Genomic DNA, 12,488 nt, shown 5'->3' on the forward strand with positions numbered 1-12,488 from the left:
TTTTTAAGGTGTAGTTCTAATAATGATATCTACAGGGCGTTGAGTACCATCCATACTATAAATGGCTGTAGCGGTAACTTTTACAATTGGCCAAGCTTGTAGTTTACAATTTGGTCTTTGTAGCGCAGCATAGTAGCTATCAGATTTAAAAAATATTTTATTGGCTTTTGCAGTATTAGGTGTCAAAAGACGTTTGAGCCATGTTTCATTGACTTGGGTTTCAAGAAAACGTAGAGCTAAGATACTTTTTACACGATTGTTAAATAACCTCCTATTTTTAGCAATAAGCGGGTGGGTAATGAGACGGTGTATGCCGATTTGACTATGAGGCAAAATAAAATGCGGCGTAATTTGAAATACAGTTACAAATTTTGCTTGTTGGCAGATTTTTTCTAAGTGCGTTACCGTTTCCTGATCTGTTCCAATAATCGCTACATTTAAATTTGAAAAATCATTTTCTTTAATTGTATTTGATAAAAGAATTTGACCAGTAAAGGCGTCAAAATCCTGAACTGCATTTTGAAAAGTAGTTGATTTGGCAACATTATTTTTAAGTTCAATACTCATTTTCCAAAAGTCCTTTTGGTTTTCATTTATGATGATTTTTTATCGTTTTAATATAAATAACCAAGCAAGAGGGCTGGGTAAAGTATTTTCAGATAGGTGGTTATCTCATGCCTGCTATAGACTCAAGCATGAGATATTCAGAGTATGTTCTAGTTGGCTGATTTTAGTTGCATTAATCGAGTAAAGCTGTCTAAACGTTTATTAGTATCATAGACATCACAAGTAAAAATAAACTCATCGACTTCATAAGTAGCTAAAAGCTTTTCTAAGCCTGAGCGTACTGTTTCAGCTGAACCGATTTGTGCCATCTGGTAGAAATTTTCAACAGAAAGCTGTTCTGCTGTGTTCCATAGACCCTGCATCGATGTAACTGGTGGTTTAAGTTTTAAACTTTCACCACGAATTAATCCTAAGACACGTTGGTAAGCGCTTGTTGCTAGGAATTGAGCCTCTTCATCTGTATTGGCAACCACAACAGGTACACCCATGGAAACATAAGGCTTGTCCAAATATTCAGAAGGTTCGAAATTTTCACGATAAAGCTCAATCGCTTGACCAAGCATACGTGGAGCAAAATGCGATGCAAATGAGTAGGGTAATCCTAGTTTCGCAGCCAATTGCGCACTAAATAAGCTTGAACCTAATAACCAGACTGGTACATGAGTATTTTGTCCAGGAGTTGCAACAATTCTTTGGCCGGGTTGAGGCGCTTTAAAATATTGCAAAATCTCAACAACATCTCTAGGAAACTGATCTTCCGTTTCCTGATGCCCGCGACGTAAGGCACGCATAGTGACCTGATCTGTGCCGGGGGCACGGCCTAAACCTAACTCAATACGATTTGGATATAAGGTTGCTAACGTACCGAATTGTTCTGCTACTACTAAGGGTGCATGGTTTGGTAGCATGATACCACCTGAACCTAAACGAATGCGCTGGGTATGAGCCGCGATAAAACCAAGTAAAACAGCTGTTGCTGAACTCGCAATTCCATCCATATTATGATGTTCTGCAAGCCAAAAACGGTCATAACCTAATTTTTCTGCATGTTGGGCGAGCTCTAATGCATGACGTAATGAAAACTCGATTGTTTTATCATCACGTATGGGAGCAAGTTCCAAAATTGAAAATTTGGTGTCTTGAAGTGATCGCATGCGATATTCTCAAAAAACGTTATATCGAAATAATACGATATAAATGGGGTGATGTATATCGGTTTTTTTCGATATAAATTTCACTCCCAAATAAAAAAGCACCGCCAGGGTGCTTTTTAATATCTGTGTACCAATTAGTGGTGTTTATACCAACCACGGTGTAAGCCATTATCATGACGATAGTAAGCGCGATCATTGTAATAGCGGCGGTCATCACGATCATAACGACGATCGTATCGACGGTCATAACGTTCATCATAGTTACGATCTTGGCCAACTTTACGACCTAAAGCAGAACCACCAGCTGCACCCACTGCTGCGCCGATGTATCCACCATTTGTACCACCCATGTTTTTACCAACGGTATAACCAGCGCCGCCACCTAAAGCACCACCAATTGCCGCTTCTGTACGGTTACGACGGTCACTTGCAGCCGCCGCACCACCAGCACCACCTAAAGCAGCACCAATTGTTGCGCCCGATGTACCACCGATACTTTTACCGATTGCAGTACCTACTACACTACCTAGAGCAGAAGTTGCCGCTACACGGGTACCATTATCTGCATGTGCAACTGACACCATAGAGGTTGTTGCGATTAATGCACTTGCTAACCAAATATTCATTTTCATTTTGGAACTCCATGCTCATTTTGCTAAAGAGCAATCTTTATATCTTGAGCTAAATGTAATTAAAAATTTCGTGAAAATTATGGAGAAGGCTCATGCTGATACAATAGTTTTGTGTCTGCTTTGTATTGTTTCTATTAAGATGTGAATAAATCATGAGCACGACATATGTATTTGACAAAAGGGTAATCATAAAAAAACACCCGAAGGTGTTTTTAAATTAATTACATCACTAAAATTAGTGGTGATGACGGTGTTTTTTCTTCCAGTGTTTAGAAGATCGATCATAATCACGGTCTTTAGCAATTTTATTACCTAAAGCACCACCACCTGCAGCACCTAAAGCAGCACCGATATAACCGCCATTTGTACCACCCATGCTTTTACCAACAGTATAGCCAGCACCACCGCCTAAACCACCGCCAATTGCAGATTCTGTACGGTGACGACGATCACTTGCAACTGCTGCACCACCAGCACCACCTAAAGCAGCACCAATTGTTGCACCAGATGTACCACCCATGCTTTTACCAATAGCAGTACCAGCAACACTACCTAAAGCAGAAGCAGCTGCTACATGAGTTGTATTGTCTGCATGTGCTACAGTCATCATAGAAGTAGCCAAAACAGCACTACATAATAAAGCATTTAATTTCATCATTTACTCCATGTCCCAAGTTACAGGACCTTATATCTTTCGTTACAGCAAATGTAACAAAACACTTCTCTTCAAATGTGGAGAACCATCATCCTATTATTAGAGTTTAGTGTCTTCTTTGTATGTTTTCTATTAAAATAGAATATCTAATATCCACATAGAAAAAAGTGATTCTCATTTCATATTCTTAAGTATATTTACAATGAGTTGAACATAAAAAATCAATAAAAGCTCTTGTGGCAGAAGACATATGTTTATGTTGCGCATACAGTAAAGAAAAGGGACGGGTATGACCTGCGTATGTTTCAAGTAGAGGTTGTAATTTTCCTTGTTGAATTTTTTCATTAACGATAAATTCGTAACTCTGGCATATTCCTAAACCATTTTCAGCAAGAGATACTACTCCTAGAATATCTTCTTTTACTAAAATTCGATTTGTCGGTATCCACTGAATTTCCTGATCTATATCTTTAAAGAACCACGGAGTGACCTTACCATTACTCGGTAGCTCAAAGGCGATGCATTGATGATGATTTAATTCATCCAAGTTTTTGGGAATACCCATGCGTTTCAAATAAGAAGGTGAGGCAACAAGTTTTAAAGGTGCGTGCTCTAAAGGCCTAGCAATAAGGGTGCTGTTAGGTAGTTGTCCTTGACGAATAGCTAAGTCAAAACCTTCAGCAATTAAATCAACGTTACGATTAGAAATACTGACTTCAATTTGAATATCAGGATATTGCAGAAGAAATTTTTCTAATAAAGGGGGTAAACGATAATGCCCATAAGTGGTAGGAACACTTATTTTAATTTTTCCAGAAATTTGTAGTTGTTCACCTTGAACCAAGCGTTCTGCATGGTCAATTAACTGAAAAGCATGTTGCATTTTTTCATAGTAAAGCTGACCAGCTTCAGTCAGACTTAAATGGCGTGTGGTTCTTCTAAAAAGCTGTATACCGAGTTTTTTCTCGAGTCTTGTAATTGTTCTACTAACCACCGAAGGTGTGGTAGATAAATCAATTGCAGCAGCACTAATTGAAAGCTTCTCAGCCACAATTAAAAAGATTTCGACATCGGCAAGATGATCAAATTGACGAGACATTTTGTCCTCAAACGCAAAAAAGATTTGCAAACTTAGTTGTTTTTCTACCTTTGGGGTAAAAATAGAATATATACATCCTAGTTATAAATCCAGCAAATGCTTGGAATGAAGGTTAAATAATGAAGATGTTGAATCAAATAATGTTTGCAGTGATTACAGCTTCGGCAGCATTAAGTGTAAATGCAGCTCATGTACTTGTTGTATTGTCAGATGAAGATCAGCTAGAGCTAAAAAATAATCATGTTTTTAAAACGGGATTTTATCTTAACGAATTGATGCAGCCTACAAAAATGCTTTTAGATGCGGGGCACACCGTAACGTTTGCCACCCCAAAAGGGAAAGCTCCAACGTTAGATGAATCTTCAAATAGTGCAATGTACTTTAACCAAGATGAAAAAGTATTAAAACAATATGCTGGTTTATTACATGATCTAAAGTTAACTTCACCTAAAGACTCTCCAGTTGTAAGTCTGGCGCGTATTGAGCAAATTGGTATAGATCAATTTGATGCCATATATATTCCGGGTGGGCATGCACCTATGCAAGACCTGTTAAAAGATAAACAGCTTGGTAAAGTTCTTAACGCTTTTCATAATGCAGGAAAGCCTACAGCCTTGGTTTGTCATGGGCCTATAGCTCTGATGTCAACTTTACCTCATGCTGCGGAAGCTATTAAGCAACTTGAACAAGGTAGAACAGTCAAAACTGGAGAATGGATTTATAAAAACTACCGGATGACGGTAATTAGCAATCAAGAAGAAGAGCAAGCGAAGAGCTTGTTAAAGGGCGGTGAGATGAAGTTCTATCCGCAAACTGCTTTAGAGTCACTTGGAGCAAAATATCAAAGCAATACGAAAGCTTGGTCGCCAAATGTAGTGGTGGATCGTGAGCTTATTACTGGACAAAATCCAGCTTCGGCTGTTCTTGTCGGTAAAACTTTATTAGAAAAATTAAAATAACTATAGAACATAAAGAGGCTTTATAAATAAAGTCTCTTTTATTATATGGATTTAAAAAAGCGAGTTATTTGTTTTCAATAAGAGAAAATCTTAGATTGATGAATAAATCTCATCTGGAATCATTAGATTTATACATCCTTATGGCTTTGGAAAGTTAACGATTTAAAGGATTACATATGTCATTTAATCGGCATAAACTGTAAACTATGCGCTATTTTTATGATTTGGCTTATCTTCTTATATTTATCTAGATAAGTTTTTTGGACTTTTGAGATATTTCCTCTTATGAAAGCGTCACTCCGTTTACGTCTTGATCAACTCTGTGATCGTCATGAAGAACTTACCGCATTGCTTGCAGATGCAGAAGTGATTTCCGATAACAAACGTTTCCGTAAACTGTCTCGTGAACATAGTGATTTAACTGAAATTACCGAAGTTTGGGGCAAATACCGTCAAGCAGAAGAAGATATTGAAACTGCTGAAATGATGAAGTCGGACCCCGACTTTAAAGATATGGCAGAAGAAGAAATTCAAGCAAATAAAGCATTGCTTGAAGAATTAGAAAGCCAGCTCAATATTTTGATGATTCCAAAAGATCCAAATGACTCTAATGCTGCATATTTAGAAATTCGTGCAGGGACGGGCGGTGATGAAGCTGCAATTTTCTCAGGCGATTTGTTCCGCATGTACAGCAAGTATGCCGAGACACAAGGTTGGCGTATTGAAGTCCTTTCTGAAAATGAAGGCGAGCATGGCGGCTTTAAGGAAGTCATTTGCCGTGTAGATGGTGATGGCGTATATGGACGTTTGAAGTTTGAAAGTGGCGCGCATCGTGTACAACGTGTGCCAGCAACTGAATCACAAGGTCGTGTGCATACATCGGCTTGTACAGTGGCAATTCTGCCCGAAATTGACGTTGATACTAACGTTGAAATTAATCCGGCAGATTTACGTATTGATACTTACCGTGCGTCAGGTGCGGGTGGTCAGCACATTAACAAAACCGATTCGGCAGTGCGTATTACTCACATTCCAACGGGTACAGTCGTTGAGTGCCAAGAAGAACGTTCGCAGCATAAGAACAAAGCTAAAGCGATGGCATTGTTAGTATCACGTTTAGAAAATGCTAAACGTGCAGCGGCTGATGCAGCGACTTCTGAAATGCGCCGTGATTTGGTCGGTTCTGGTGACCGTTCTGAACGTATCCGTACTTATAACTACCCACAAGGGCGTATGACGGATCACCGTATTAACCTAACTTTATATAAGTTAGATGCCATTATGGAAGGTGATTTAACTGAATTGCTCGATAGCTTACATCGTGAATATCAGGCAGATCAGCTTGCGATGCTTGCACAGGAAAATGGCGGCTAATGAATATTGCTCAAGCGCTTGCAATTCGTGGTGAGCCTGACAGTTATGAACGACAAGAAAATGCTTGGTTGCTTGAGCATTTTCTAAAAATCAATTCACTCGAATTAAAGTTCAGACTTGAGCAAGAGTTAACGGCTCAGCAAGAGCAAGACTACTTGGCTGGTCTTGAGCGTATTCAAAATGGTGAACCTTTAGCCTATGTGACAGGTTCACAGCCATTTTGGACGTTTGATTTAAAAGTAACGTCAGATACTTTAGTACCACGACCTGATACTGAGGTTTTAGTTGAAACTGTTTTAAATCTAAATTTGCCAAACAAAGCAAACATTGTTGATTTGGGAACGGGAACAGGTGCAATTGCACTTGCGTTAGCGAGTGAACGTCCAGACTGGTTCGTCACAGCAACTGATATTTACGCACCTACTTTAAACATTGCAAAAGAAAATGCACAAACACACGGCTTATATCATGTGAAATTTGCTTGTGGTGCTTGGTTTGAAGCATTAGAGCCACAACAATTTGATTTAATTGTTTCTAATCCGCCCTACATTGACCCAGAAGACGAACACATGCAAGCTTTGGCAACAGAACCACGCCGTGCATTGGTTGCAGACCATCAGGGATTGGCTGATATTGAAATTATTATTGCTCAAGGGAAAAACTGGTTAAAACCTCAAGGGTGGATTGTACTTGAACATGGTTATGATCAGGGGCAAGCTGTTCGAGGCATTTTCACAGAGCATGGTTTTAGTGAGATAAAAACCATTCAAGATTATGGCCAAAATGATCGAGTCACTTTGGCACGCTGGATTTAAAGTTATTTTTGTAGCGTATCACGCCAACGTAATAACCAGTTTTCTATAAGTTTCATTAAGCTATCGGTTATTTTACCCAATAGTGCCAATAAAATAATTGCAATGATAACAATATCCGGTCGAGACGTTTCTCGGCCATCACTGAGTAAATAACCAATCCCTTGTGTGGCTGCAATCAGTTCAGCTGCAATCATAAACATCCACGATAAGCTTAAGCTGTTACGTAAACCCGTTAAAATGCCCGGAGATGCTGCCGGTAAAATAATAGATAAAACACGTTGAAAAGCATTGAGCCGATAAACCTTTCCAACTTCAATGAGCTTTTTATCTACATTATGAATTGCTGCAACGGTATTGGTATAAGTTGGAAAAAATGCTCCGATTGCAATAAGCGTAATTTTCGAACCTTCATCAATTCCTAACCAAAGCAATAACAGTGGAATCCAAGCAAGACTTGGGATCGATTTAATTGCTGAAAAGGTCGGTTCTAAATATGCTTCTGCCTCTTTACTTAATCCAACCCAAATCGCAAAAATTAAACCTAAACCACTTCCTATGATAAAGCCGAATAGAACACGCCATGTACTAATATAAATATGAGCAAATAGGTCGGTATGAGCTAAATCTAAAAAAGATTGCCATAAACTCGAAGGTGCAGGGAGCAGATAAGCATTGATATAGCCATTTCTGACTAAAAACTCACAACCCACTAAAAAAATGAGTGGAATGAGTAGCGCTTTAAACCACCGTGTAAATTTGTTGTTTAGATGGTTTTTCTGAGATTTTAAAGCCTGCTGAGCTAGGAAATGATTTAGCTCAGCTTTGTTAAGTGAATCACTCATATACTATTTCACGACTTTTTGAGCAAAACGTGGATCTAATAACTGATCAACCACTTGATTGACATTGGTGCCTTTTCTGACCAAGTCTTCTTCAGTCAAAATTTTCCCAGAATGTTTTAGTGCTTGTGCTTGAGTTGCTGATGGGATGCTTTGATCAAAGTTGGTCCGGCTCAGTTGTAGTTTAGCCACAGGTAGAGGGAGTTTAGACTCTTGTGCTAAAAGTGCTGCTACTTTATCTGGATTGGCTTTTGCCCATTTTCTAGCTTGTTCGTAGGCTTTAATCACAGCTTCTACCGCTTCAGGGCTTTGCTTTGCAAAGTCTTCTTTAACACTCAGTACGCTATAACTATTAAAAGCTACATTACGATAAAGTAATTTCGCACCCGATTGAATTTGAGCTGAAGCCATTAATGGATCAAGTCCAGCCCAAGCATCTACTTGACCACGCTCTAATGCAGTTTTACCGTCTGGGTGTTGTAAATGAACCAATTGTACATCGCGTTTACTTAAGCCTACGGTTTCTAATGCTTGTAGTGTAAATAAGAAAGGATCTGTTCCTTTAGTAGCTGCAATTTTCTTACCTTTTAAATCTTTTAGGCTTTTAATTGGTGAGTTTTTTGAGACAACAAGGGCTGTCCACTCCGGTTGGCTTTGTACATAAACTGTTTTAATTGGACTACCATTCGCTCGGCTTAATACCGCAGCTAATCCAGCGGTAGAAGCAAAATCGATGCTGTTACTATTGAGATATTCTAATGAACGATTACTACCTTGACTAAAAACCCATTTAATTTGGGTATTGGGTAGTGCTTTTTCGAGAAGTTTTTGATCTTTTACTACCAGACTGGTTGGTGCGTAGTAAGCGTAATCAAGTTTAAGTGTAGTCGGAATTGCTGCAAAAGTAGATGAAGCAAATACGAACCCCAATGTTGATGCCAATAAAGTCTTTGGTAGAGAAAATTTTGATTTTAAAGACATGATAAAAATAGAACCGAAATAAAATAATGGATCATCCTTTCACGTGTTGAGTGGTCTATAAACTTAGTTATTTTGATTTGTAAATCAGTTTGAAAGATAAAAGTTTGAATAAAATTATAAATCTCTGTTTTTATGAATATTATTAAGCTTTGAATGATGCATTTATCTAAAATATTGAATTTAAAATACATAAATATCATAAGTTTAAGTCTAGAACTCAAGCTTCGTTAAGTCCATTTTTATTACTTGTGTGTGGTTAAATTATCTCGATAAGCACCGGGGCTAACACCTGTCCATTTTTTAAATGCACGGTGAAATGCACTCGGGTCATGGAAATTTAAGTCTTCACTAATGTCTTGTATTGAATCATTGCTTTTGCTTAAACGTTCAATTGCAATATCACAACGAATTTCATTTTTAATTTGTTGATAACTCACACCTTCATGTTTGAGGCGACGTTGAACAGTAGCTTCAGAAATATTGAGTTGCTGTGCCACATCTTTGAGTTCGGGCCATTGAGCAGGGTGAAGCTTTAATAAATGACGACGAATAAGAACGCTCAAGGCATTTTCATTTTTAAAGCGAACTAAAAGATTTTGCGGAGTTTGTTCTAAAAAATCATAAAGCGCTTTTTTATCTTTTTTAATTTTAATATCTAAATAGTGGGCATCAAATTCAATCTGATTTGTCTCGGCATTAAATTGTATATCTTCACAAAAGCGTACCAAATAATCTTGAATATCGTTCGGTTTTGGACAACGTACCGTAATACGGTTTAAGCCAATTCGTTGATCTACCAGCCAACACATAAGCCCATGTACTAACATTAAAAAGGTTGCGTAAGTAAACATACGTTTAGGTTGTTCACGATCACGAATGACCAAATAAGCTTTTTCTTGTTCTCGAATTAACTCTCCACGAATATCATCAAGCACAAAATTAAAAAAATTCAAAATATCGTAGAGAGCCTTTTCTAAAGTTTCAGCCGTACTGACGAGTTTTGTAAGTAATTTATAGCTGCCACGGCGCATAGGGTGGCTATCCATACCAAAAAACTCGTCGTTCATGGCATTGGCAAGTTCTATCCATAATTGTGCATACGTTGCTACTGGAACACGCGCTTTGGATGTCATGAGTAATTCAGTAGGAATACCAGCTTTATTCAAAATAATTTGAGTATTTAGCCCTTTGGCATAAGCCGCACTTAATGCTTCATGTACCAGTGCAATCGAAATTGTTCCTTTACTTAAAGAAGATTGGACAACCATGTCAAAGACTCATTTTTTTACGTATTTCAAGTGAAATATTTCATATTCAAAATTTGGATTGATCAAAAGCTGCAAGCATTTTGAGGTTTTTTGAAATTGTATCGGAAAAAAACAACTTTTACTCTCACTACTAAGGTTAAAGAACATTTCTATAGGACGTTACATAATGAAAATTCAAGGAAAACATTTTGTGATTACAGGTGGCGGCTCTGGTTTAGGCGCTGCAACTGCTGAGTATTTGGTAAAGCAAGGTGCCTCAGTCACGTTGGTTGACATGAATGTAGAAGCAGGTGAGCAGCAGGCGAAACAATTAGGACCAGAAGCTGACTTTGTAAAACTTGATGTAACCGATGAAGTTGCTGCTGAACAGTTCTTTAAAGATGTATTGGTTAAACATGGTCATTTGCATGGTTTGGTGAACTGTGCAGGTATTGGCCCTTCTGCAAAAGTAGTTGGTCGTGAGGGTGTTCATGACTTGGGATTATTTGCAAAGACTTTAAATATTAATGTCACAGGTACATTTAACATGCTGCGTTTTGCAGCAGATGCCATGAGCAAAAACACAGTTGGAGAAGGTGAAGAGGACCGTGGTGTGATTGTTAACACTGCTTCTGTTGCGGCATTTGACGGTCAAATTGGACAAGCAGCTTATTCTGCATCAAAAGGCGCTATTGTGGCGATGACTTTGCCGATTGCTCGCGAGCTTGCGCGACATGCCATTCGTATTATGACCATTGCACCGGGAATTATGGAAACTCCAATGCTTAAGGGTATGCCACAAAATGTACAAGATGCTTTGGGGCAAATGGTTCCGTATCCATCTCGTTTAGGAAAACCAGAAGAGTTTGCTCGTTTGGTTGCCCATATTGCCGAAAACTCATATTTAAATGGTGAAGTCATTCGTTTAGATGGTGCAATTCGTATGGCAGCAAAATAATAAAATAAGGATGTTGAAATGATTCTAAATGCTGAACAAAGCATGGTTCAGGAGATGATGCGTAACTATGCGCAAAATCAGTTAAAACCAACTGCTGCACATCGTGATAAGACCCATGAATTTCCGGCTCAGGAATTAAAAGACTTAGGTGCGCTAGGCGCAATGGGGATGACTGTGCCCGATGAATGGGGCGGTGCTGGAATGGATTATGTATCTTTGGTACTCGCAATTGAAGAAATTGCTGCAGGTGATGGTGCTATTTCGACAATCGTAAGTGTTCAAAATTCATTGGTTTGCGGTATTACACTGGCATACGGTTCAGATCAGCAAAAACAAATCTATTTGCCAAAATTTGCCTCTGGTGAATGGCTAGGATGCTTTTGTTTAACTGAGCCACATGTCGGTTCCGATGCAAGCGCGATTTTATGTAAAGCCGAGCGAGATGGCGACCATTGGGTACTCAATGGCGTAAAGCAATTTATTACCAGTGGTAAAAATGCTCAAGTGGCTTTGGTGTTTGCGGTTACAGATAAACAGGCTGGCAAAAAAGGCATTTCGTGTTTTCTTGTACCTACGAATATACAAGGTTACTTGGTCACTCGTATTGAAGACAAAATGGGTCAACATGCTTCGGACACCGCAACCATTACGCTTGAAGACTGCCGGATTCCTTTAGAAAATTTGGTGGGACAAGAAGGTGAAGGTTATAAAATTGCGCTATCTAATTTAGCGGCTGGTCGTATTGGTATTGCGGCTCAATCTGTTGGTATGGCAAGAGCAGCTTTTGATGCTGCTGTGCAATACGCGAATGAGCGTAAGGCCTTCGGTGTAGAGCTGGTTCAGCATCAGGCGGTTGGTTTTCGCTTAGCCGATATGGCAACCCAAATTGAAGCTGCACATCAGCTGGTTTTACATGCGGCAACTTTAAAAGATGCGGGGCTACCTTGTTTAAAAGAAGCCTCAATGGCGAAACTCTTTGCATCAACTATGGCTGAGCGAGTATGTTCGGATGCAATCCAGATCCATGGCGGTTATGGATACGTCAGTGATTTTCCTGTTGAGAGAATTTATCGGGATGTTCGTGTAAGCCAGATTTATGAAGGTGCTTCAGACATTCAACGTTTGGTGATTGCCCGTGAAGTGGCTCAAGTTTAGGTCATAAAGTATTGAGTTTTTAAACTTAAAACTGCAAGAAGCCGCACATCATG

The 12,488-nt window shown here is 38.9% G+C and carries 13 protein-coding genes; 5 read left to right on the forward strand and 8 right to left on the reverse strand.

What is annotated here, in order from left to right:
• Window positions 1–3 precede the first annotated feature (3 nt).
• The 5 genes from F984_RS06730 to F984_RS06750 all read right to left on the reverse strand — a co-directional run bounded on the left by F984_RS06730 (window position 4) and on the right by F984_RS06750 (window position 4,107).
• The gene (locus tag F984_RS06730) at window positions 4–567 is read right to left on the reverse strand and encodes an NAD(P)/FAD-dependent oxidoreductase (RefSeq protein ID WP_004708057.1); all 564 of its coding nucleotides are present in this window, start codon (window positions 565–567) and stop codon (window positions 4–6) included.
• Between the two features lie 149 nt (window positions 568–716).
• Window positions 717–1,721, reverse strand: a complete 1,005-nt coding sequence (locus F984_RS06735; RefSeq protein WP_004708059.1) for an LLM class flavin-dependent oxidoreductase — start codon at window positions 1,719–1,721, stop codon at window positions 717–719.
• Between the two features lie 134 nt (window positions 1,722–1,855).
• Window positions 1,856–2,353 carry a hypothetical protein gene (locus F984_RS06740; RefSeq protein ID WP_004708061.1) on the reverse strand — a complete coding sequence of 166 codons (498 nt, stop codon included), beginning with the start codon at window positions 2,351–2,353 and terminating at the stop codon, window positions 1,856–1,858.
• Between the two features lie 235 nt (window positions 2,354–2,588).
• On the reverse strand, window positions 2,589–3,008 hold the full coding sequence (locus tag F984_RS06745; RefSeq protein ID WP_004708063.1) for a hypothetical protein: 420 nt from the start codon (window positions 3,006–3,008) through the stop codon (window positions 2,589–2,591).
• A 187-nt stretch (window positions 3,009–3,195) separates the two neighbouring features.
• Window positions 3,196–4,107, reverse strand: coding sequence for a LysR family transcriptional regulator (locus F984_RS06750; RefSeq protein ID WP_004708065.1), 912 nt, complete (start codon window positions 4,105–4,107; stop codon window positions 3,196–3,198).
• Between the two features lie 119 nt (window positions 4,108–4,226).
• Here F984_RS06750 and F984_RS06755 point away from each other — a divergent pair, with 119 nt between their 5' ends.
• The 3 genes from F984_RS06755 to prmC all read left to right on the forward strand — a co-directional run bounded on the left by F984_RS06755 (window position 4,227) and on the right by prmC (window position 7,255).
• Window positions 4,227–5,066, forward strand: a complete 840-nt coding sequence (locus tag F984_RS06755; protein WP_004708067.1) for a type 1 glutamine amidotransferase domain-containing protein — start codon at window positions 4,227–4,229, stop codon at window positions 5,064–5,066.
• 285 nt (window positions 5,067–5,351) lie between these two features.
• Window positions 5,352–6,440, forward strand: a complete 1,089-nt coding sequence (gene prfA / locus F984_RS06760; protein ID WP_002049300.1) for a peptide chain release factor 1 — start codon at window positions 5,352–5,354, stop codon at window positions 6,438–6,440.
• Window positions 6,440–7,255 carry a peptide chain release factor N(5)-glutamine methyltransferase gene (gene prmC, locus F984_RS06765; protein WP_004708069.1) on the forward strand — a complete coding sequence of 272 codons (816 nt, stop codon included), beginning with the start codon at window positions 6,440–6,442 and terminating at the stop codon, window positions 7,253–7,255. The genes prfA and prmC overlap by 1 nt, the downstream gene beginning before the upstream one ends.
• Before the next feature lie 2 nt (window positions 7,256–7,257).
• Here the strand turns inward: prmC and F984_RS06770 are convergent, their stop codons facing one another.
• The 3 genes from F984_RS06770 to F984_RS06780 form a co-directional block, all read right to left on the reverse strand.
• Window positions 7,258–8,097: an ABC transporter permease gene (locus F984_RS06770; RefSeq protein ID WP_004708071.1), complete on the reverse strand. Its 840-nt coding sequence runs from the start codon at window positions 8,095–8,097 to the stop codon at window positions 7,258–7,260.
• Window positions 8,098–8,100: 3 nt separating this feature from the next.
• Complete coding sequence (locus tag F984_RS06775; RefSeq protein WP_004708073.1) at window positions 8,101–9,075, reverse strand: aliphatic sulfonate ABC transporter substrate-binding protein; 975 nt, start codon at window positions 9,073–9,075, stop codon at window positions 8,101–8,103.
• 242 nt (window positions 9,076–9,317) lie between these two features.
• On the reverse strand, window positions 9,318–10,343 hold the full coding sequence (locus tag F984_RS06780; RefSeq protein WP_002049325.1) for an AraC family transcriptional regulator: 1,026 nt from the start codon (window positions 10,341–10,343) through the stop codon (window positions 9,318–9,320).
• 166 nt (window positions 10,344–10,509) lie between these two features.
• On the opposite strand from F984_RS06780, the gene F984_RS06785 reads away from it, so the two are divergent.
• Window positions 10,510–11,280, forward strand: coding sequence for a 3-hydroxyacyl-CoA dehydrogenase (locus F984_RS06785; RefSeq protein ID WP_004708075.1), 771 nt, complete (start codon window positions 10,510–10,512; stop codon window positions 11,278–11,280).
• Window positions 11,281–11,298: 18 nt separating this feature from the next.
• On the forward strand, window positions 11,299–12,435 hold the full coding sequence (locus tag F984_RS06790; RefSeq protein ID WP_004708077.1) for an acyl-CoA dehydrogenase family protein: 1,137 nt from the start codon (window positions 11,299–11,301) through the stop codon (window positions 12,433–12,435).
• The last annotated feature ends 53 nt before the right edge of the window (window positions 12,436–12,488 follow it).

This window comes from Acinetobacter nosocomialis NIPH 2119 (genome assembly GCF_000368085.1).
Taxonomy (GTDB): Bacteria; Pseudomonadota; Gammaproteobacteria; order Pseudomonadales; family Moraxellaceae; genus Acinetobacter; species Acinetobacter nosocomialis.

Excerpts from the sequence above, each read along its gene's own strand:
- F984_RS06730 (WP_004708057.1), bottom strand. The coding sequence starts at position 567 with ATGAGTATTGAACTTAAAAATAATGTTGCCAAATCAACTACTTTTCAA.
- F984_RS06735 (WP_004708059.1), bottom strand. The coding sequence starts at position 1,721 with ATGCGATCACTTCAAGACACCAAATTTTCAATTTTGGAACTTGCTCCC.
- F984_RS06740 (WP_004708061.1), bottom strand. The coding sequence starts at position 2,353 with ATGAAAATGAATATTTGGTTAGCAAGTGCATTAATCGCAACAACCTCT.
- F984_RS06745 (WP_004708063.1), bottom strand. The coding sequence starts at position 3,008 with ATGAAATTAAATGCTTTATTATGTAGTGCTGTTTTGGCTACTTCTATG.
- F984_RS06750 (WP_004708065.1), bottom strand. The coding sequence starts at position 4,107 with ATGTCTCGTCAATTTGATCATCTTGCCGATGTCGAAATCTTTTTAATT.
- F984_RS06755 (WP_004708067.1), top strand. The coding sequence starts at position 4,227 with ATGAAGATGTTGAATCAAATAATGTTTGCAGTGATTACAGCTTCGGCA.
- prfA (WP_002049300.1), top strand. The coding sequence starts at position 5,352 with ATGAAAGCGTCACTCCGTTTACGTCTTGATCAACTCTGTGATCGTCAT.
- prmC (WP_004708069.1), top strand. The coding sequence starts at position 6,440 with ATGAATATTGCTCAAGCGCTTGCAATTCGTGGTGAGCCTGACAGTTAT.
- F984_RS06770 (WP_004708071.1), bottom strand. The coding sequence starts at position 8,097 with ATGAGTGATTCACTTAACAAAGCTGAGCTAAATCATTTCCTAGCTCAG.
- F984_RS06775 (WP_004708073.1), bottom strand. The coding sequence starts at position 9,075 with ATGTCTTTAAAATCAAAATTTTCTCTACCAAAGACTTTATTGGCATCA.
- F984_RS06780 (WP_002049325.1), bottom strand. The coding sequence starts at position 10,343 with ATGGTTGTCCAATCTTCTTTAAGTAAAGGAACAATTTCGATTGCACTG.
- F984_RS06785 (WP_004708075.1), top strand. The coding sequence starts at position 10,510 with ATGAAAATTCAAGGAAAACATTTTGTGATTACAGGTGGCGGCTCTGGT.
- F984_RS06790 (WP_004708077.1), top strand. The coding sequence starts at position 11,299 with ATGATTCTAAATGCTGAACAAAGCATGGTTCAGGAGATGATGCGTAAC.